The organism is Lysobacter sp. FW306-1B-D06B, from assembly GCF_038446665.1.
Classification (GTDB): domain Bacteria; phylum Pseudomonadota; class Gammaproteobacteria; order Xanthomonadales; family Xanthomonadaceae; genus Lysobacter_J.
In genome coordinates, this window is record NZ_CP151802.1 from 2971561 (window position 1) to 2990935 (window position 19375).

General features: G+C 67.3%; 23 protein-coding genes. 8 read left to right on the forward strand and 15 right to left on the reverse strand.

The genetic code is table 11. From position 1 onward, the window contains the following. Positions 1-108 precede the first annotated feature (108 nt). Complete coding sequence (locus AAFF32_RS13655; RefSeq protein ID WP_342315492.1) at positions 109-972, forward strand: AraC family transcriptional regulator; 864 nt, start codon at positions 109-111, stop codon at positions 970-972. Positions 973-976: 4 nt separating this feature from the next. On the opposite strand, the gene AAFF32_RS13660 is transcribed toward AAFF32_RS13655, so the two are convergent. The 12 genes from AAFF32_RS13660 to AAFF32_RS13715 form a co-directional block, all read right to left on the reverse strand. After that, a complete protein-coding gene (locus tag AAFF32_RS13660; protein WP_342315493.1) occupies positions 977-1453 on the reverse strand; it encodes a YbhB/YbcL family Raf kinase inhibitor-like protein in 477 nt (158 codons plus the stop codon). A 134-nt stretch (positions 1454-1587) separates the two neighbouring features. Further along, entirely contained in the window at positions 1588-2199 is a 612-nt protein-coding gene (locus AAFF32_RS13665; RefSeq protein WP_342315494.1) for a hypothetical protein, read from the reverse strand. Positions 2200-2490: 291 nt separating this feature from the next. Beyond that, the gene (locus AAFF32_RS13670) at positions 2491-2835 is read right to left on the reverse strand and encodes a zinc ribbon domain-containing protein YjdM (protein ID WP_216966432.1); all 345 of its coding nucleotides are present in this window, start codon (positions 2833-2835) and stop codon (positions 2491-2493) included. A gap of 66 nt (positions 2836-2901) precedes the next feature. Continuing rightward, positions 2902-3258, reverse strand: a complete 357-nt coding sequence (locus AAFF32_RS13675; protein ID WP_216966434.1) for a DUF1622 domain-containing protein — start codon at positions 3256-3258, stop codon at positions 2902-2904. Positions 3259-3303: 45 nt separating this feature from the next. Continuing rightward, positions 3304-4230 (reverse strand): formylglycine-generating enzyme family protein, encoded by a 927-nt coding sequence (locus tag AAFF32_RS13680; protein ID WP_216966436.1) that lies wholly within the window; start codon positions 4228-4230, stop codon positions 3304-3306. 29 nt (positions 4231-4259) lie between these two features. After that, positions 4260-5174, reverse strand: a complete 915-nt coding sequence (locus AAFF32_RS13685) for an HAD family hydrolase (protein WP_216966438.1) — start codon at positions 5172-5174, stop codon at positions 4260-4262. A gap of 18 nt (positions 5175-5192) precedes the next feature. Beyond that, positions 5193-6839: an arylsulfatase gene (locus AAFF32_RS13690; RefSeq protein ID WP_216966440.1), complete on the reverse strand. Its 1647-nt coding sequence runs from the start codon at positions 6837-6839 to the stop codon at positions 5193-5195. A gap of 35 nt (positions 6840-6874) precedes the next feature. Next, positions 6875-7513, reverse strand: a complete 639-nt coding sequence (locus AAFF32_RS13695; protein WP_254201097.1) for a DUF202 domain-containing protein — start codon at positions 7511-7513, stop codon at positions 6875-6877. 8 nt (positions 7514-7521) lie between these two features. Then, positions 7522-7920, reverse strand: a complete 399-nt coding sequence (locus AAFF32_RS13700) for a hypothetical protein (RefSeq protein ID WP_342315495.1) — start codon at positions 7918-7920, stop codon at positions 7522-7524. A gap of 273 nt (positions 7921-8193) precedes the next feature. Then, entirely contained in the window at positions 8194-8646 is a 453-nt protein-coding gene (gene azu / locus AAFF32_RS13705; protein ID WP_216966444.1) for an azurin, read from the reverse strand. 104 nt (positions 8647-8750) lie between these two features. Next, positions 8751-9536 carry a DNA alkylation repair protein gene (locus AAFF32_RS13710; RefSeq protein ID WP_342315496.1) on the reverse strand — a complete coding sequence of 262 codons (786 nt, stop codon included), beginning with the start codon at positions 9534-9536 and terminating at the stop codon, positions 8751-8753. Positions 9537-9544: 8 nt separating this feature from the next. Then, a complete protein-coding gene (locus AAFF32_RS13715; protein WP_216966448.1) occupies positions 9545-9913 on the reverse strand; it encodes a VOC family protein in 369 nt (122 codons plus the stop codon). A gap of 204 nt (positions 9914-10117) precedes the next feature. Between AAFF32_RS13715 and AAFF32_RS13720 the strand changes: the two genes are divergently transcribed. Further along, entirely contained in the window at positions 10118-10612 is a 495-nt protein-coding gene (locus AAFF32_RS13720) for a VOC family protein (protein WP_342315497.1), read from the forward strand. Positions 10613-10633: 21 nt separating this feature from the next. On the opposite strand, the gene AAFF32_RS13725 is transcribed toward AAFF32_RS13720, so the two are convergent. After that, positions 10634-11122: a DUF1440 domain-containing protein gene (locus AAFF32_RS13725; RefSeq protein ID WP_216966452.1), complete on the reverse strand. Its 489-nt coding sequence runs from the start codon at positions 11120-11122 to the stop codon at positions 10634-10636. Positions 11123-11232: 110 nt separating this feature from the next. On the opposite strand from AAFF32_RS13725, the gene AAFF32_RS13730 reads away from it, so the two are divergent. The 4 genes from AAFF32_RS13730 (at position 11233) to AAFF32_RS13745 (ending at position 16194) form a co-directional block, all read left to right on the forward strand. After that, complete coding sequence (locus AAFF32_RS13730) at positions 11233-11670, forward strand: BlaI/MecI/CopY family transcriptional regulator (protein ID WP_342315498.1); 438 nt, start codon at positions 11233-11235, stop codon at positions 11668-11670. Then, on the forward strand, positions 11663-13576 hold the full coding sequence (locus AAFF32_RS13735) for a M56 family metallopeptidase (protein WP_342315499.1): 1914 nt from the start codon (positions 11663-11665) through the stop codon (positions 13574-13576). The genes AAFF32_RS13730 and AAFF32_RS13735 overlap by 8 nt, the downstream gene beginning before the upstream one ends. Positions 13577-14139: 563 nt before the next feature. Further along, positions 14140-15810, forward strand: coding sequence for an FAD-dependent oxidoreductase (locus AAFF32_RS13740; RefSeq protein ID WP_254201100.1), 1671 nt, complete (start codon positions 14140-14142; stop codon positions 15808-15810). Between the two features lie 3 nt (positions 15811-15813). Next, a complete protein-coding gene (locus AAFF32_RS13745) occupies positions 15814-16194 on the forward strand; it encodes a VOC family protein (protein ID WP_342315500.1) in 381 nt (126 codons plus the stop codon). A gap of 42 nt (positions 16195-16236) precedes the next feature. Here AAFF32_RS13745 and AAFF32_RS13750 read toward each other — a convergent pair whose 3' ends face one another. Beyond that, positions 16237-16503, reverse strand: a complete 267-nt coding sequence (locus AAFF32_RS13750) for a DksA/TraR family C4-type zinc finger protein (RefSeq protein ID WP_216966463.1) — start codon at positions 16501-16503, stop codon at positions 16237-16239. 165 nt (positions 16504-16668) lie between these two features. Here AAFF32_RS13750 and AAFF32_RS13755 point away from each other — a divergent pair, with 165 nt between their 5' ends. Continuing rightward, a complete protein-coding gene (locus AAFF32_RS13755; protein WP_342315501.1) occupies positions 16669-17724 on the forward strand; it encodes a tetratricopeptide repeat protein in 1056 nt (351 codons plus the stop codon). An 85-nt stretch (positions 17725-17809) separates the two neighbouring features. Next, positions 17810-18622, forward strand: coding sequence for a TIGR04325 family methyltransferase (locus AAFF32_RS13760; RefSeq protein WP_342315502.1), 813 nt, complete (start codon positions 17810-17812; stop codon positions 18620-18622). Here AAFF32_RS13760 and AAFF32_RS13765 read toward each other — a convergent pair. Beyond that, positions 18609-19310, reverse strand: a complete 702-nt coding sequence (locus AAFF32_RS13765) for an NAD(P)H-dependent oxidoreductase (protein WP_216966469.1) — start codon at positions 19308-19310, stop codon at positions 18609-18611. The genes AAFF32_RS13760 and AAFF32_RS13765 overlap by 14 nt on opposite strands. Positions 19311-19375: the final 65 nt, after the last annotated feature.

Genomic DNA, 19375 nt, shown 5'->3' on the forward strand with positions numbered 1-19375 from the left:
CGAATCGCGGCGGGACCCGCGCGGGCGGCGCGCGGGCGCGTCATCATGAGCGCAACCTCGATCAATCCCGTGCCGCCAGGCTGGCGACGACGCAGACGGACGGACGCCGTGAACCGCAGCCAGACTTTCGACACCTACAGCGCCCGCATCGGCAAGGTCGTGACCTACCTGTCGCAGCGGCTGGACCAACCGCTCACGCTGGCGCAACTGGCCGAAGTGGGCCATTTCTCGCCCTGGCACTTCCACCGCATCTACCGCGGCCAGATGGGCGAAACGGTGACCGCGACGCTGCGGCGCATGCGCCTGCACCGCGCCGCCAGCGACCTGCTGGACAGCCCGCGCAGCATCGCCCAGATCGCACGCCGCGCCGGCTACGGCAGCACTGCCGCGTTCACGCGCGCGTTCGGTGCGACGTACCGCTGCACGCCGGCGGTGTTCCGGCAGCGGCGTGCCTCGCCGCCGGAGATCGCGCGTGGCGACACTTCCCTCACCGCACAGGACATCGCCATGTACAGCGCGCAGATCGCCACTTTCCCGCCCGTCCGTGTGGCCGCCCTTCCCCATCGCGGCGACTACAAGCAGATCGGCGCGACCTTCGACCGCTTGATGGAATGGGCGGGCCAACACGGCCTGCTCGGCCCTGCGGCGCGCAGCTTCGGCGTGTATTACGACGCACCCAATGAAGTGCCCGTGGATGCGTTGCGTTCCGACGCCTGCCTGCTCGTGCCGGCCTCCGCGCCGCTGGCCGACGGCATGCGCTGGATCGAGATCGCCGGCGGCCGCCACGCCGTGGTCGTGCACACCGGCCCCTACGCCGAACTCGAACGAGCTTACGACTGGCTGTTCTGCCACTGGCTCCCGGGCAGCTATGAGGAAGCGGGCGATGCGCCGGTGTTCGAGGAATACCTCAACGATCCGTCCACGCTGCCGCCCGCGCAATGGCGCACCGCGATCTGCCTGCCGTTGAAGTGAGCCGTCAATCGCCCTTCTGATAGGTGCCGATCAGTTCGGTCTGCGCGAGGACGTGTCCTTCCATCGCGCCGAGCAGGCGCATCTTGTCGACCTCGCCCAGGTCCGGCAATTCGACATCGAGCGCGTAGAGCTTGAAGAAGTAACGGTGCCGCCCGATCGGCGGGCACGGCCCGCCGTAACCGGCTCGATGCCAGTCGTTCTGGCCGGGCCTGGATTCACGCGGCAACTGCTCGGTGGTAACGCCTTCGACCAGTCCATCGGCGGTGCCCGGCAGGTTGTAGAGCACCCAGTGCACCCACACGCGCTTGGGTGCAGCGGGATCGGGCGCATCGGGATCGTCGACGACGAGCGCGAAACTTCGCGTGCCCGTCGGTGCGCCGGACCATCGCAGCTCGGGAGAACAGTCCTCACCCTCGCAGGTGAACTTCGACGGGATGCCGCCGCGATGGGTGAACGATGGCGAAGCAAGCTGGAAAGTCACGCGCGACTCCTTGACTGGGCTGCACGGACGAGGCTCCGCATGCATGCGTTCGCGGACGCGATCACCGCCATGTCCGGAACCCTCGCGACACCGCCCGATTCTAGGCGCGCATCCGCGCCAGCCATCACGGCCCGCTAACGTTTCGTCGTCACCGCGCGCCGCAGGTTGCTTCGTGCCTGCGTGTCGAAGCGTTCGTGGAAGAACGGCGTGAGGTAGATGCGTTCGCGCGTCAGCAGCGCCTTGAGGAATCGCTTGCGGTTGATCTTGAACAACCAGCCGGGAACGACGGCGCGGTACTCCGCGGCGATGCCGCGGTCATAGGCGTCGAACACCGCCGGCGCAGCGCCGAGGATCGCCATGTCGCAATCCAGGAACAGCGACGCCTCCTCGTCCACATCGCCGGGCGAGAACGTGCCGTGTCGCGCGGTGAGTTCGATCAGCTGGCGGACGCGGGCGATATCGATGCCGCGCCCGGGCATCCAGCGTTCGATGTGCTCGGCGGCCAGATCGGCCGATCGCGACTCGTTGTCCTGGCGCCCCGCCTCGTAGATGGCGTCGTGGTAGAGCACCGCGAGCGCCGCCTCGATCGGCCGCTGCCAGCCCGGCCCCTGTGCGACGGCGTGGTAATGCCGCAGCACTTCCTGCACATGCTGGAAGTTGTGGTACGCACGCGGCGGCGTCGCGTACGCGGCTTCCAGCGCGGCGCGCTGTTCTTCGGGGAGTTCGAAGGGGAGCGGGAGCGTCATGGGGCGGTGCCGGGGCGGGTTGGCGCATTGTCGCACCCGCAGGTGGAAGCACGCTTGCACGGTGACTGCGGTGGCGGGCACGCCCTGCATGGGCCGTCATCCTGGCGAAGGCCGGGACCCAGGCCGTCACACCGTCCGTTCCATCACGTCATTCCCGCGTTCGCGGGAATGACGACAAGGTGGTTTACCTGAGAGGGAGTGCCCGTGCGTTGCCGGCCTGATTCCCGGCCTTCGCCGGGAAGACGACAGTCCTTGCGATCACCGCAACGCGCTAGGCGCCGAAAACACCCCTCACGCCTTCCGCAGAAAGATCGTCTTCAACACCAGTCCCTTGATCTTGTCCGAGTTGCCCTCGATGTGCTCTGCATCGTCCTCGACCAGGCGGATGTTGCGGATCACCGTGCCCTGCTTGAGCGGGATCGAGGAACCCTTGACCTTCAGGTCCTTGATGACGACGACCGTGTCGCCGTTGGCGAGCACGTTGCCGTTGCTGTCGCGCACGACTACCGCCGAGGCGTCGCCGCCCTCACCCGCTTCCGCGGGCCATTCGTAACCGCAATCGGCACAGACGAAGTTCGCCCCGTCGACGTAGGTGTTGGTAAGCGTGCATTGCGGACAGGCGGGCGACGTGGGCATGGGATGATTCCTGCTGGGGCGCGCAATTCTACGCGACCGTGAAGGCCTTCCGTGGCGCGGCGCGCGTCAAGGCGCAGTCTTCTCGCGTTCCAGCTCGCGGATCTCGGCCACGTCGCGTTCGAGGAAATAGTTGAGGAAGGTGCGGATCACCGCCACCGCCGCCAACCGGCCGATGCCGTCCCAATCGGGGGTGATCGAGGATTCGATGATGTCCGCCGCAAGCTGGAACGTCAGCCCCGCCACCAGCCAGTGCGAGTAGCGCATCCACAGGCGACGACGCTCGTGCTTGTCGATGGCGCGGCTGGCCAGCAACGCGATGCCGTCCTTCAGTGCGATCAGCGTACCGACCACGATGGTGCCCAGCGCGATGAAGTCGATCGCGATGATCACCGGTTCCGATACCGCCACCAGCCACTGTTCCATGACACCCTCCCGGACTGCGCCGTGAGATCGCGCGGATCGTGTGCTTCAGCCGCGCACCACCAGGCGGAAGCCGACATGGCAGGTCGACGTGTCCACCGGCTGCGCCATGCGCGCGGCCGGACGGTAGCGCCGGCAATAGTTCGGCGCGCACAGGTGCGAACCGCCCTTCATCACGCGACGCGGGATGCGTGCCGCATCGTTCGGGGCCATGCTCGCCTCGCGTTCGCCGCCGCGTGGGTTCTGCAGCGTGCAGCAGGCGTGCTGCTGCAAGCGGCCGTGATCCTGGTACCAGTCGGCGGTCCATTCCCAGACGTTGCCGATCATGTCGTACAGGCCGTAGCCGTTCGCATCGAAAGAGCCCACCGGCGCGGTCCAGGCGAAACCGTCTTCGGGCCTCATCTCCCACGGGAACTCGCCCTGCCAGGTGTTCGCCATGTGGCGCCCGCCCGGCACGAGTTCACTGCCCCAGGCGAATTCGGTGTCGTCCGCGCCGCCCTTCGCCGCGAACTCCCATTCGGCCTCGGTGGGCAGTTCCTTGCCGATCCACTGCGCGTAGGCCAGCACGTCCGCGTAGGCGACGTGCACGACGGGGTGGTCGTCCAGCCCGTCCAGGCTGCTGTCGGGCCCGCGCGGATGGCGCCAGTCGGCACCGGCGACGTACTGCCACCAGTGGAAATGATTGCGCAGGTCCACGCGACCCGGCGGCGGCACGAACACCACCGAGGCCGGCGCCAGCATCGCCGGATCCGCATTGGGGTAATCGGCCGGATCGGCCGGCTTCTCCGCTTGCGTGACATGGCCCGTGGCCGCGACGAAGCGCGCGAAATCGCGATTGGTCACCGCGTGACGGTCGATCCGGAAGTCGTCCACGCGCACCTTGTGTGCCGGGCGCTCTTCCGGATAGTGATGGTCGGAGCCCATCGTGAAGGCGCCCCCTTCGATGCGGACCATGTTGTCGAACGAGACGCTCAATCCCGACCTCCGTCTGCGTGGCCGACGGCTCAGTCGGCGAACACGCGGTTCCAGTCCCTCGCCATGCTCACCACGCCGATGCCGAGTTCGGCCGCGCGGTCGAGCCCTTCCCGCAGCGCACTGAGCTTGAAGTCGCGGTCGTACGCGAATTCACGCGCGGCATCGTCGTGATGCAGATACCACGCCATGCGCGGCCCATCCCCGGCAAGCGTATACCGGATCATCGCCAGGTCGCCATCGGAATTTCCGAACGCAAACACCGGCCGACGCCCGATGTGCAGGGCGATATTGACCACCTTTTCCTCGCGATCGTCGAAGCTTCCCAACTCCGGAAGCTTCCGCAACGCCATGCCGCCCTCGCCGTCCTCCAGCTTCATCTTCGTGCTGGAACCGACGACCTGCTCCGGCGGAATGCCGTACAGCTGTTCGGCCACGACGCGGACGAACTCGACGCCGCCCCCGGTCACGATGTAGGTCTTGAAGCCGTTGGCGCGCAGGTGGTCGAGCAGCTCGCGCTGCGGCAGGTACGTGTTGCGGATGAACTGGCGCCTCAGCTTCGGGTGCTCGGCCTGCCGCAGCCAGCGCCAGGCATTGGCGTGGAATTCCTCCACCGTCATGCCGGCGTGCGTGGCGAACGCCGGCTCGAACACGTCCTTCTTCGGCAGCGACGTCAGCGTCTTCAGATCGCCGTCGATCATCGCCTTGAAGGCCGGCTTGTCCAGCAACGCCGGATCCTGCTGCGTCAGCCGCCGCACCTCGGCGAGTGCGAAGAACACCTGCACCTGCAACGGGTACTCGCACCACAGTGTGCCGTCGTTGTCGAACACGGCGATGCGCTCGGCGGGCGGAATGAAATCCGGCCCGCCGTCGCGGGTGGTGCGCGCGACGAAGTCGAGGATCGCCGACTTCGCCGCGCCGTCGTTCCATGAAGGCAGTGGCTCCATTGCTTCCGGCTCCGTCGCTCAGCTGGACTTGCTGGAGATCTCGCCCATCTTCTGTTTCGCCTGGTCGAGGTTGAAACTGCCCGCCTCCTGCGCGGGCGGGAACTCCTCGAACGTTTCCATGAACTTGGTGGCGGCCGCCATCGCGCCGTAGATCCAGAAGGCGTTGTGGATCATCCAGTCCCAGTACACGTTCGACGTCACGTCCGCGCGCTCGTACGGATCCATGCGAAGGTTGAATATCTTCGGCATCCGCAATGCGGTGAACGGCTCGGCCCACACCTGCATGGTGCCCCTGCAGCGCTGTTCCATGAACACGATCTTCCAGTTTTGCCAGCGTATGCCGAGGATGTCGCCGTCGTCGCTGAAGTAGAAGAACCACTTGCGCGGCGACTCGTCGACCTCGCCGGTCAGGTACGGCAGCAGGTTGTAGCCGTCGACGTGGTTCTTGTACTTGCGTCCGTTGACGGTCGCGCCCTTCTTCAGCCGATCGACGCAGGTCGTGTCGCCCGCCGCCGCCAGCAGGGTCGGCAACCAGTCGTGGTGCTGGATGATCTCGTTGCTCACGACACCCGCAGGAATACGCCCCGGCCAGCGAATCAGCTCGGGAATGCGGAAGGCGCCTTCCCAGTTGGTGTTCTTCTCGCTGCGGAACGGCGTCATGCCCGCGTCCGGCCAGCTGTTCATGTGCGGGCCGTTGTCGGTGGAATAGATGACGATGGTGTCTTCCGCCAGGCCCAGTTCGTCGAGAAGATCCAGCATCTGGCCCACGTTCTTGTCGTGGTCGATCATCGTGTCGTGGTATGGCGACTGGTGTTGACCGGCCTGCCCGAGGCTCTCGGGCTTGGTGTGGGTGATGAAGTGCATGTGCGTGGTGTTGAGCCACACGAAGAACGGCTTGTCGGCCTTGTTCTGCCGGCGGATGAAGTCCGTCGCGGCTTCGACGAACTCGTCGTCGCAGGTCTCCATGCGCTTGCGATTCAGCGGGCCGGTGTCCTTGATCTTCTGCTTGCCCACCCTTCCCCAGCGCGGATGCGTGGTCGCATCGTCCTTGTCGGTGGCCCAGCTGTGGATCACGCCGCGCGGGCCGAACTGCTCGCGATAACGGGGATCCTTCGGATAGCCGTCCATCTCCGGCTCTTCTTCGGCGTTGAGGTGGTAAAGATTGCCGAAGAACTCGTCGAACCCGTGCAGCGTGGGCAGGAACTTGTTGAGATCGCCCAGGTGGTTCTTGCCGAACTGGCCCGTCGCGTAACCACGATCCTTCAGAAGCGACGCGATCGTGACCACCGACTCCACCATGCCCTGCGGCGCACCGGGGATGCCCACCTTCGACAGACCCGTGCGATGCACGCTTTGGCCGGTAATGAACGACGAGCGACCAGCGGTACAGCTCTGCTCACCGTACGAGTCGGTGAAGCGCATGCCCTCGTTGGCGATGCGATCGATGTTGGGCGTGTGGTAGCCCATCAACCCGTGCGTGTAGCAGCTCAGGTTGGCGATGCCGATGTCGTCGCCCCAGATCACCAGGATGTTCGGGGGCCGCTTTCCAGCGCCCGGTTTCGCGCCCTTGGCACCTGCGTTCGCCGGTTGCTTGTCGGTTCTCTCCGACGGCGGGGCGGACTTGGCCACTTTCGCGGGCCGGGCCACCTTCTTCGCCTTTGCCATGACGCGTCTCCTTGCCTTGCTGGGGGGGATTGGAGTCAACCGGCCGCCACGTCGAACACCATGCTCACGATCGCGAAGAGCCCGATCATCAGCAGTGCGATGGCCGTCAACAACGTGTAGGAAATCGGATAGGCGCTCTCGCCGTGCACCAGCCCCTCGTGGACCAGGGCGTTGCGCTGCGCGCGAAGGCCGCGCATGAAATTGACGTGGTACGCGATGCCCACGATGAGCAGCACCACGCCCAGCGCGACCAGCGCCAAGCCGAAGTTGCTGGGCGCGGCGGTGCTGATCTTCAGCAGCCCGGCATCGCGCGCCTTGGTGAACACCTGGAAGATCGTGAAACCGAAGCCGATCAGCGACAGCGCGGTGCGGATCACCGACATCAGCGTGCGCTCCGCACTCATGCGCGTGCGCTGGAACGACATGCCGGTGCGCCGCATCGACATTTCGGTGCGGCCGCTGGACAGGTCGGTGCGGTATTCCGACAGCGAGGTGCGGTGCTCCGACAGCGCCGTGCGATGCGTCGACAGCTTGGTGCGATGCTGCGAGTACTCCACCGAGGCGAGGTCCGGGGTGGAGATGTCGACGCTCGGGATCGGCGGCGGCGGCGTTTCCGGCAGACGCGCCGGTCGCACCAGCGGATGATCCTCGGGCGTTCCGGGCGTCTGGCTCATGCGCGACCTCATGCGGTCCGGTGCGAACGCGCCCGCCACCAGCGCACGAGCCGGTTGATCGGTCCGCGCAGCAGCAGGTAGGGAACAAAGCACAGCACGATGATGACGTTCACCGCCTCCAGCACGTGGAAGCTGCCCAGGACGCGGTACTGGTAGATCACTTCCATCACCAGTCCGAGCAGAAGGATGCGGCCGGTGGCCTTGACGCCCTCGTGCAGCGATTCGCTTCGCGCGGAGGGATCGTTGAGGATCTTCCAGAAGTACGGACGCCGCCCGGTTTTCGCATCCTTGACGCCATCACGGAACGCCATCAGCAGGGCCATGGCCGGCTGAAGGAAGAATCGGAACGACAGGGGCCCCGTGGTGCGACCGATCAGATCGTTGTAGAAGCGAATCACGTCGTGCATGAAAGCTTCCAAACCTGCTCCTCCTGCATGACGCCATCGGAACTCACCGCGCGATCTCCGGCGCGACGGCGCGGCCCCGGCGCATCGCGGCCGGGCGGAAGGTTTTGCGTACGCCCGTCGGACTGGCAAACCTCCCCGGAAGGGCGTGCCGATGATCGTGTTCGCGCGGTGAAAGGGTCGTGACGGAACGGTCAACGATGGCGCGTCGTGACGCTGCCGCGCGCGCCCTCCCCTGTCATCCGGGAAGGACGTGCGCAGCTCGCTGTCGATGCGCTACTTCACCACCAGCAGCTTTCCGCGCATCTGCGTGGCGTGGCCGGGGAACGTGCAGTAGAACGCATAGTCGCCACCGGGCGAGAGACGCGAACCGGCGAAGGAGGTCTTCGCCTGCTGGCCGCCGCCGATCATCGCGGTAGCGGCGATCACGCGCGTATCGCCCGTCATTACATAGCCCGACGCCGCGCCCGCCTTGAGGCCGTCGCGCGCGATCGCGTCATACAGCACGGTCTGCGAGACGACGACGTTATGCCCCATCGCCGTCACGGGCAGCTTGCCCGCATGGGTCAGTTCGAAGGTGATGGTCGGGCACGAGGCCGACACCGTGGCCGTCTTGATGTCGTATCGCATCGCGTCGTCGGAGGTGATCTTCACCACACACGCATTGGCGAAGGCATGCGAGGACATTCCGGCCATCAGCAGGCCGGACAGCAGCAGAGCGGATTTCATTGGGATCCCCTGATCGATGATGGCGCGCAGCACCCCTGCGCGCGGCCGCATGGGCGGCTGCGGGGAAGTCTAGGAAGGCGCCGCGCATGCGCCTTTGATCACGATCAATCCGCGCTGCGGCGCCGCGTGGAAGCCACGACCTTCTTCGCCGTTACCCGCGTTTTCGCCAGATCCCGCAAGGCGTCCTTGCCGATCCATCGCGCGCTTGCGTCATCGCTGGCGGCCAGTCGGCGCGCGAGGGCAAGCGCATCGGCATGGCTGGCCGCGTGGCGGCCGATGGAACGCAAGGCCCAGCTCACGCCCTTGCGGACGAAATTTCGCTCGTCGCCGGCTTCGCGCTCGACCAGCGCCAGGCCCTTCGCATACTGCGCATCGTCCGCGAGGCGACCGTGCAGGGCCAGGCTGGCGAGCAGCGCGAACGCGGCGCGCTTCTGGATCTCGTCGCGGCGCGACGACCACTGCTCCACTTTTCGCCACGCGTGCGCGGTGCGATCGAACAGCGCGAAGCACAGCGTGTCGCATACGGCCCAGTTGTCGAAATCGCGGCACCAGGCATCCATCTGCGCGGCCGTGACACTCGCCGGATCATCGACATAGGCCGCGAGCAACCGCGCCTCATACACGCCGGCGTCCCACAAGGCGCAGGCCAACGCGTGATCGCGGCCCAGCTCCTTGGCGAGCGACTGAATGTCCTTCATCGCCACGCCCAGCGCGTTCTCGTTTGGAATCGCGTAACGCGCCAAGCCGTCGCGCGTCTTCTTCGATGCATGCTCGCGCAACCATCGCAATGCGTTATCGGCGCGAACCTGGGGCGATTCGGCCGCGTCCTGCGCGCGGCGTCGGCGCGTGGGCGCGGTTGCGGAAGCAGCGGTCTGGGTGCGTGCAGGCATCGGCCGGCTCACTTCGGCTTGAGCTGGTGCAGCAGCAGCGCATTGCCCTCGCTGTCCGCGCACACCGCCATGCGGCATACCGGCGTGTCGATGATGTCGGTGCGGAACGCCACGCCCTTGCCCTTGAGATCGGCGATGAGCGCGTCCAGGTCGTCCACCTCGAACGCCACCGTGCCGCCCGCCGCTTCACTGGGCTTGGACTGGGTGGCGTTGGTGAGCGCCAGACAGCCGCCGCCGGGTAGGTCGTACTCGATCCAATACTGACCGCCCTGCTCGCCCAGCGAGCCATGCTTGAGTCCGAGCGTCTGCTCGTAGAACGCCCGGGCGCGAGCCACGTCGGTCACCGGGTACATCGTGAAGGCGATCTTCTTCAGCATGGCCAGTTCCTTTCGGCAACGGTGCGGTGTTGCTGTATCGGGCGAGCGACCTCTCGCGTCAAGGGTCGCACCGCACCTTCCGACCGACGGCCGGGCGTGCGACGGGCCGTGTCGATTTCAAAGCCGCTGCTTCGTCACTCACCTACTGGCCGCGATGATGGCGGACAACCTTTCAACCTTCCCGCCTGAACAGGAGATACCCGCATGTCCCGTTTCCAGCGCATCACGCCCTTCCTGTGGTTCGACGACCAGGCCGAAGCGGCCGTGAAGCAGTATCTCGCCATCTTCCCGCACTCACGCGTGATCGAAGAGATGCGCTACGACGCCGAAAGCGCGCGCGTGTCGGGCCGTCCCGAGGGCTCGGTGATGGTGATCGATTTCGAACTCGACGGCTCGCGCCTGAGCGCGCTCAACGGCGGTCCGCATTTCCGGTTCAACGAGGCCGTCTCGCTGGTCGTCAACTGCAAGGACCAGGCGGAGGTGGACCATTACTGGGAGCGCCTTGGCGACGGCGGCGATCCGGCCGCGCAGCAGTGCGGTTGGCTCAAGGACCGTTACGGCGTGTCGTGGCAGGTGGTGCCGGAGGAAATGAACGCGCTGCTCAAGGACCCCGACCCGGTGAAGGCGCACAAGGCGATGACGGCGATGCTGAAAATGAAGAAGCTCGACGTGGACGCCATGCGTGCGGCGATGCGCTGACGCAACGCCCTCCGGCCGACCTCAGCCGCGCCGGAGCGCGCGCCGCGCGAACAGCACGCAGATCACGCCGAACAGCATGTGCGCCAGGACGCTGTAGGCAATCCAGTCCGGGTGCGCGAACGAAGGCGAGCGCCCCACGCGCGACAGGGGCATCACCACGAAGTTCATCACCACGTACAGCACGACGCCGTACGCGATGCCCAGCAGGATCGGCCGCGCGAGCAACTTGGGATTCCGGCGCGCGACGAGCGTGTAGATCAGCACGAAGACCGTCGCCATCAGCACATGCAGCACGGCGCCCAGCGTCGCGGAGCGCAAACCGCCATCGAAACTCGCCTGCCCCAGCACGCCCACCGCGATGGTCTGGAAGACGCGCTCCAGCCCGGCCGCATCCCACGAGAACCACAGCGTGGTGGCGAAGATGAAGTCACCCAATGCGACGAGGAGCCCGCCGAGGAGGACCGCGCCCCAGGCGATCGGCTGCGCTGCATACGTGCGGATCGAGGCCATCGCATCCCTCCCGGCGCCCCCCTGGCGCGGCGCGGTCATCCTAGTCGCTGCACGCGCCGGATACCCATGACTTTCGTCATAGACCAAACGGTCTAGACAAGTCGTTCTAGATGAGCCAGCATGCCGTCACGCCCGAACCGACGGATGCCATGAGCCGCAAGCCCGCCAAACCGCCCAAGCCCACTGCCGCGGAACTCGACCTGCTCCGCGTGATCTGGCGCTTGGGTCCGTCCACGGTGAAGGACGTCCACCAGGCCCGCCTGGCCGAGCGCCCGGACGCCACCTACGCCACGGTGCTTCGCCTGATGCAGGTGATGCACGGCAAGGGGCTGCTCACGCGCGACGAAAGCCAGCGCTCGCACGTCTACGCCGCCGCGCATGCGCAGGACGCATTGCAGACCAACCTGCTGAGCGAGCTGATCCAGAAGGCGTTCTCCGGTTCCGGCAAGGCGCTGGTGATGGCCGCGTTGAGCGAGCACGTCACCGCTCGCGAACGCGAGGAGATCAAGCGCTTCCTCAAGGACAACCCGGAGCATCGCGATGACTGACGCAATCGTGGCACTGATCCCGGTGCTGGGCCGTGCGCTGCTGCACTTCCTCTGGCAAGGCGCGCTGATCGGGCTGCTCGCCGCGTTCGCGCTGCACCTGCTGCGCGATGCGCGACCGCAGGCGCGTTATGCGCTCGCGTGCGTGGCGCTGCTGGCGTGTGCGGCGTTGCCGGTGCTGTACGTGGTCGCGCACTGGCTCGTGCCGGCCGCGGCGACGGAAACGGCGAACGGCACGACGATGCTGGGTGCCGGCATGGCGTTCATCGGCAACGCGGACACCGCACCGGACTGGAGTTCGCGCCTGGACGCCGCGCTGCCGACCATCGTGATGGCGTGGGCCGCCGGTGCATGCGCGCTGTCGTTGCGCATGGGCGCGGGACTGTGGTGGATCCAGCGCCTGCGCAGCACACCGCAACAGCAACCCGTGCAGCGTGAATGGCAAGCGCGGCTGGATGCGCTGGCCGCTCGTTTCGGCCTGCGTCGCACGGTCGCGCTGCGACTGGTGGCCTCGCTCGCCTCGCCCGTCTCCGCCGGCTGGTGGCGTCCGGTCGTGCTGCTGCCGGCAGGACTGCTCACGCGCATGCCGGCCGACCTGATCGAAGCGCTGCTCGCGCACGAGCTGGCCCACATCAAGCGCCACGACTACCTCGTCAACCTGTTGCAGAACCTCGTCGAAGCCCTGCTCTTCTACCACCCGGTGACGTGGTGGCTATCGCGCCGCATCCGCATCGAACGCGAGCACATCGCCGACCGCCTCGCCGCCGAAGTCACCGGACAGCCGCGCCGTCTCGCGCTGGCGCTGTCCGAACTGGCGGACTGGTCGTGCAGTCACGCCGAATCCCCGTCCTCGCCCCACCTCGCACAAGCCGCTCATGGAGGCTCCCTGATGTCCCGCATCGAACAACTCGTCCGTCCCGGCCAGCGTGCCGTGCGCGGCGGAATCGCACTGCCGCTGGTCGGCGTCGCCGTCGCGTGCCTGGCGCTTTACGCACACGCGCAGATCAATCCGGCCGCCAAGCCCGCCGCGAACGCACAGGCCACCGCCGATGCCGCCAGCAACGCGGCACGCGCGCAGCCGCAGACCCGCACCGCGGCGCAGCCGCAGTCCAAGCCCGCCGCGGCCGCGGCGCCCACCAGCCACCTGACGCTGCGCCCGCATCGCGATAACGAGGACGCCTATGCGCTGGTGAGCAAGGACCGCGACGGCATCCGCATGAGCGGCTCCACCGACGACCTGCCCGACATCGAACGCGCGCGTCGCAGCCTCACCAATTCGGACTTCGTCTGGTTCCGTCGCGCGGGCAAGGCGTACGTCGTTTCCGATGCGGCGACGATGGCGCAGGTGCGCGATGCCTGGCGCGACAGCGACCGCATCGGCGCGCAGATGGACGTGCTGGGCAAGCAGATGGAAGTGCACGGCGACCGGATGGAGGCGCTCAGCGCGCAGATGGAGAAGCTCGCGCCGAAGGAGGAAGAAAGCGCCGCGATCGAAGCCGCATCGCGCCGCATGGAACAGCTGGCCGATCAGCAGAGCTCGCTGGCCGAACGCCAGGCGCAGATCGCCACGCAGCTGTGGCGGGTCGACGGCGCCGAACGCGATCGCCTCCAGGCAAGCATGGACGAGCTTGCGCGGCAGCAGGACGAGCTCGGCCGGAAGATGGATGAACAGAGCCGTGTGATCGACCGCGAGTCCGCCAACATGGAGCGCAACTCCGCGCCGATGGAGGCGCTGGGTCGGCAGATGGACGAAGCCGGCAAGCCGATGGATGCCCTGGGCAAGCAGATGGACGCGCTGGGCAAGGAGCAGGAGAAGTACGCCCGCGAGGCCGAGCGTCGGACGCTGGCCCTGCTCGACACGGCGATCTCGCGCGGACTGGCGCAGCCGCTGCCGCTGTCGGCGCAGTGATGCGTTAGTACGTTTGTGCTGGGGTGAGGCGGACGCTTCGTTTGCCCTCACCCCAACCCCTCTCCCGCAGGCGGGAGAGGGGCTAGCAGGCCGCCCGTCTCCGTAGGGCTGGCCTCTTCTTGTTGTTTCTTGCCGGCGAGGAATGCCCTCTTCCCCGACGAAGAGCAACCCTTCTCCCGCTGCGCGGGGGAAGGTGCCGGCAGGCGGATGAGGGCATGAGCGCCCGAATCGTCGCCTTTCACGGCATTACGCCATTGGCTCCGGATCGCCCGCCCGGCCCGGCCATCCATGGCCGGGCTTTCGGCAGGCCACGCGGCAGTGCCGCTTCTGCATCGCTGCGATGGTTTTCGACCGCCGCCGTCCATGGCGTCACGCTATCGGCTCCGGATCGCCCGGCCCGGCCATCCATGGCCGGGCTTTCGGCAGGCCACGCGGCAGTGCCGCGTAAGCGGCCTGCCTCAACCTTCCCACCTGTCCCCTTCCTGCCCCCTGTTGCGTTCGATTTGAACGATGGCCCGGTGTGCGCGATTCGCTCCGGGCACGAACGTCCAAGGGGCAACCAGTTGATTTTCGATTACAGGAAGGCGGCTTCGCCGGCTGACATCGAGGCGGATATCTGCATCATCGGTGCCGGTGCCGCCGGGTTGGCGATCGCATGGGCATTCCTCGGCACGCAGACACGTGTGTGCGTCGTCGAGAGCGGCGGCCTGGCCGCCGATGAACGCAACCAGGCGCTGCTGGAAGGCCATTCGATCGGCGAGCCGGACTTCGACCCCGGTGCCTCGCGCCTGCGTGCCTTCGGTGGCACCTGCAACTATTGGGGGCGCGGCTGCATTCCGCTGGCCAACCTCGCGCCGCGCGACTGGGTGCCGCACAGCGGCTGGCCCATCGGCTTCGACGATCTGGAACCGCATTACCGCAAGGCCCGCACGTTCTGCGGGCTGGAACAGCACGACTTCGGCGAGGACACCTTCCTCACGCCGTCATCGCGACAGCCGCTGGCGTTCGAAAGCGACGCGCTGGTGCACAAGACGTTCGCCTCCAGCCCGATGATCTTCGGCCACGCCTATCGCGAGGCCTTCGAGCGCGCGGAGAACATCAGCGTGCTGCTGCATGCCAACCTGATCGAGCTGGATGCCGTGGCGTCCACGCAGGCGGTGCGGCAGGCGCGCATCGGCACGCTCGACGGCCGGCGCGGCACGGTGCGTGCGGGCCATTACGTGCTTGCCTGCGGCGGCATCGAGAACGCGCGGCTGCTGCTGTCCTCCCGCTCTGTCAACGAGGCCGGGCTGGGCAACCAGTACGATCTGGTCGGCCGTTATTTCATGGACCATCCCAGCGGCAAGCTCGGCACCTTGTTCAGTCCGCAGCCGCACGTGGTCACGCGGCCGTACGACCGCAACGTGCCGAAGGGCCGGCCGCAGGCGCATCCGGAAATCTGCCTGTCCGATGAAGCCCAGCGCCGGCACCGCATCCTGAGCGGGCGCGTGCGGCCGTTCGCGTTCGAAGAGCCGGTGCCGGAGGGTCTGCAGGCGCTGCGTGACCTGCGCGCTGCGATGCGCGCACGGCAGCGTCACGAGAACTGGGCGATCAAGGCGCGTGTGTGCGGTCGTCGCAATGGCGAACCGGATTACATCGCCAAGGCGATGCCACCGGCCGAGGATCTGCGCGCGTTGACGCTGCGCGCGGGCCTCAACGCGGGCGACATCGCCAAGGCGATGGGCCGCAAGCTCACGCGCAAGCCGACGGTGCGCACCGAACGCGTGGACCTGATCGGCTACTTCGAGCAGGTGCCCAACCACGACAGCCGCATCACCCTGAGCGAGGAGCGCGACGCGCTCGGGCTGCGCAAGGTCAATGTCGACTGGCGCCTGACCGAACTGGACCGCCACACCTACCGCACCGCGGCCACGCTGTTCGGCGAAGAGCTTTCGCGCGCATGCAACGGTCGCTTCCAGCCCGAGCCCTGGCTGGAGGAGAACGGCGGCGTGCCGCAGGTGTTCGGCACCTCGCACCACATGGGCACCACGCGCATGGCCGACGATCCCAAGCAGGGCGTCGTCGACCGCCATTGCCAGGTGCACGGCGTGGACAACCTGCACGTCGCCGGCAGCTCGGTGTTTCCCACGGGCAGCTGGGCCTTCCCGACCTTCACCATCATCGCCCTGAGCCTGCGCCTGGCCGAACACCTGCGCACGCGCCTGGAGCATGCGACGCCGTTGCTGGGGATCTAGCGCATGACGACGCGGCTGTCGCACATCGGGCAGATCGCGATCACCGTCGCCGATGTCGCGCAGGCGCTCGCGTTCTATCGCGATGCGCTGGGATTGAGGCACCTGTTCGACGCCGGGCCGGATCTGGCGTTCCTCGACGCAGGCGGCGTTCGCCTGATGCTGACCACGTCGCAGGGCGCGGGCGATATCGGGCACAACTCGCTGCTGTACTTCAAGATCGACGACATCGAGACGGTGCAGGCCGCGTTGGTGGAACGCGGCGCGGCGCAGGAACGCGCGCCGCAACTCACCGCGAGGCTGCCCGATCACGAGCTGTGGATCGGCTTCCTGCGCGACCCGGACGGAAACCTGGTCGGATTGATGGAAGAGCGTCGGCCGGATTGAACCCGGACGACGGAGGCCCGACGGGCATTCGCCACGCGGCACTCAGCGCAACTGGCTGTCCTTGCTCCCGCGGCGGTTGTAGCCGCTATGCGGGCCCTGCTCCTGGTCATGCGCTTCCTGGCAGGCGATGCACAGCCGCACGCCGGGCACGGCGTCGCGTCGGGCCTGCGGGATCTCGACGCCGCAGTCCTCGCAATGCGTCAGGCCGGGGCCCGACGGCAACTGGCTGCGTGCGCGCTGGATGGCGTCCTTGATGGTCGCGTCGATCTGGTCCTGGACCGCGCCGTCACCTGCCCAACCGGTGGCCATGTGGCTCTCCTGCTGCGAATCGTCGTCGCGGAAGGATAGCGCCGCGGCCCTGAACTGCCCTGCGCATCGCTGAACGCCCCGCACACATCCCGCAGCGCGTCACGGGACTACACTGCGCGCAGCCGTTCCTGCGGCCCTAGCCGCGAAGGCATCCGGATGCGCCGCGTGGTCGTCGCAACTGTGCTGGTTGCGCTCCTGCTCCAGATGGGCGGGGCGTTCGCCCAGGTCGTCGCGCCGGGCGAGGTCATGGCGCTGCCCGGCGAACTGCGCGAGCGCGTTCACCGCGACGTGCTGGTCGGCAATCCCGGCATGCTGACGCGGCTGGAGCGCCTGTCGAGCCTGATGTACACCCCCGAAGGGTTGGGCATGACCTACCGGGAAACGGCGAACCTGACGGTCGCGCAGGCCTACGAATCGCGCACCGCCAACTGCCTGACCTTCACCCTGCTCTTCCTCGCGCTGGCACGCGAGGCCGGCATCGACGCGACGCCGCAGGAGATCGAACAGATCCTCGGCTTCCGCCAGGCCGACGGCACGCTCTACCTGAGCAACCACGTCAATGCGCTCGTGCGCGTGCAGGGCCGGCGCTACATCGCCGACGTGGCCGGCGACCTCATCATCGCGCGCGATCGTCCCAAGCCGATCACGCAACAGCGCCTGATCGCCCACTACTACAACAACCTCGCGGTGGAGCGGCTCTCCGCCGGCGACTACGCCGCTGCGCAGTCGCTGCTCCGCACCGCGCTGGAACTGGACCCCGACTACGCGGCCTACTGGAGCAACGCCGGCGTCGTGCACCTGCGCAGCGGCGATGCGCGCGCCGCCGGAGAGGCATATCGCAAGGCGCTGGCGCTGGATCCGGACAACGTCAACGCGCTGTTCAACCTCGCCGGGCTGGCCACGCGCACGGGCGACAGCACGCTGGAGCGCGAGTACCGCCAGCGCCTGGCCAATCTGCAGCGCAACGATCCCTTCCACCATTTCATGCAGGCCGTGAACGCGCAGAACGCGGGCGATCTCACGCGCGCGATCCGCCATTACCGCCGTGCGGTGGCGCTGCAACCGGAGGAGCACCGCTTCCATTCGGCGCTGGCGAACGCCTATCTGGAACAGGGCCGCACGCAGCTGGCGATCCGCTCGCTGGCCCGCGCCCAGGCCCTCAGCGACGGCGACACCCGGGCCGCCTACCGCGACCGGATCGACGCCCTGCGCGCCCGCTGACGGCGCCGCGTCCCCTTTTTCCCGCGCATCGCGTTTGCTTGTCCGAGACGATCGGAGGGGAACGCCTGTGCAACACGACATGTTGATGGCCAAGCGCAATCTGGTACGCATCGCCATCGAGACCGCCGAGCTTCCCGGAATACGCCTGATCGCACGACCGCTCTACCGGCGCCTGTTCAACCGACCCTACTACGGCGGCAACGCCTATTACGGCGCCTACGATTCGCGCGCGCAGGCGCTCGCGGCGGCGCCGTCGCTGCCGACCAGCTACGACCAGCCCTCGACCACGGGCATGTACATGGACCGGCACGGCAGCATCCGCGTGAGCGACTACCCGATGGTCCACTGGCTTTCGCGCCTGCTGGCCGAAGGCCGGCACCGCATCTTCGACCTGGGCGGCCACATCGGCGTGACGTACTACGGCTTCCGCCGCTACCTCACCTACCCGCACACGATGGAATGGCGCGTGCACGACGTGCCCGCGGTCATCGATGCCGGCCGCAGCTGGGCCCGCGAGAACGATCCCGACGGCCTGCTGCATTTCGCGGACGCTCCGGACGCCGCCAACGAGCACGACGTGCTGATCACCTGCGGCGCATTGCAGTACCTGGACTACACGCTGCCGGAACTTCTCGGCCGCCTGACCGCCCCGCCCACGCACGTGCTCGTGAACCTGACGCCCGTGCACCCCAGGCGCGGCTACGTGACGTTGCAGAACATCGGCAAGGCGGTGCTGCCGTACCGGGTGATGGCCAAGCCCCAGTTCGTCGCCGAGATGCAGGCCCTGGGTTACCGGCTCGAAGACCAGTGGCAGTCCAAGGAGCGCCACCTGCGCGTGCCGTTCGAGCCGGAGTGCTCGCTCGATCACTACGCGGGGTTCTACTTCAGGCGCGCCTGAGCCCGGACATCCGCTGCGTCTGCGCAACCAGGCGCGCAACGAGCGCGTCCACCTCGGCCTCGGCCGCCGCAATGGACGCATGCAGTCGTTCGTCGGCGAACTCGTCGTACTCGATCGCGATGCGTTCCACCGCATCGATGCCGATGTAGCGCATCGGCGTCTCCACGCCGCGCTCGACATGATTGTCCGCACACAAGCGCCCACCCGGATCGTAGCCGTGGTCGCCACGCGAACTCAGCAGGACCAAGCGCTTGCCATGGCCGGCGAGCAGCGGCCAGTACGGCTCGCCTTTGCGGCTGCGGTCGAAGCCGAACGTTCGCCCGACGCGAACGATGTTGTCTATCCACGCCTTGAGCGTCGACGGCATGCCGAAGTTGTACATCGGTACGCCAACGACAATGAGGTCGGCAGCACTCAGTTCGTCGACCAGGACGTCGCTCTCGGCAAGCGCTGCGTGCATCCACGGCTCCCGTCGCGCCGGCGCGGTAAAGGCCGCGTGCACCCAGTCGCCTCCGACAGGCGATGGCGGCGACAGCGCAAGATCGCGGTGAACGACGGCATCGCCCGGTCGCAGCGCCTGCCACTGCCTCACGAAACGGGCCGACAGCCGACGCGTGTGCGACCCGTGCGCGTGTTCGCCGGAGCGTCCCGGCCGGGCGCTTGAGTCGATGTGTAGTAACCTGACCATGGTTCACCTGTGCTGGAAGAGGTCACAGGTTCAACTCCATACGTATCGGCGTAAAACGATCATTC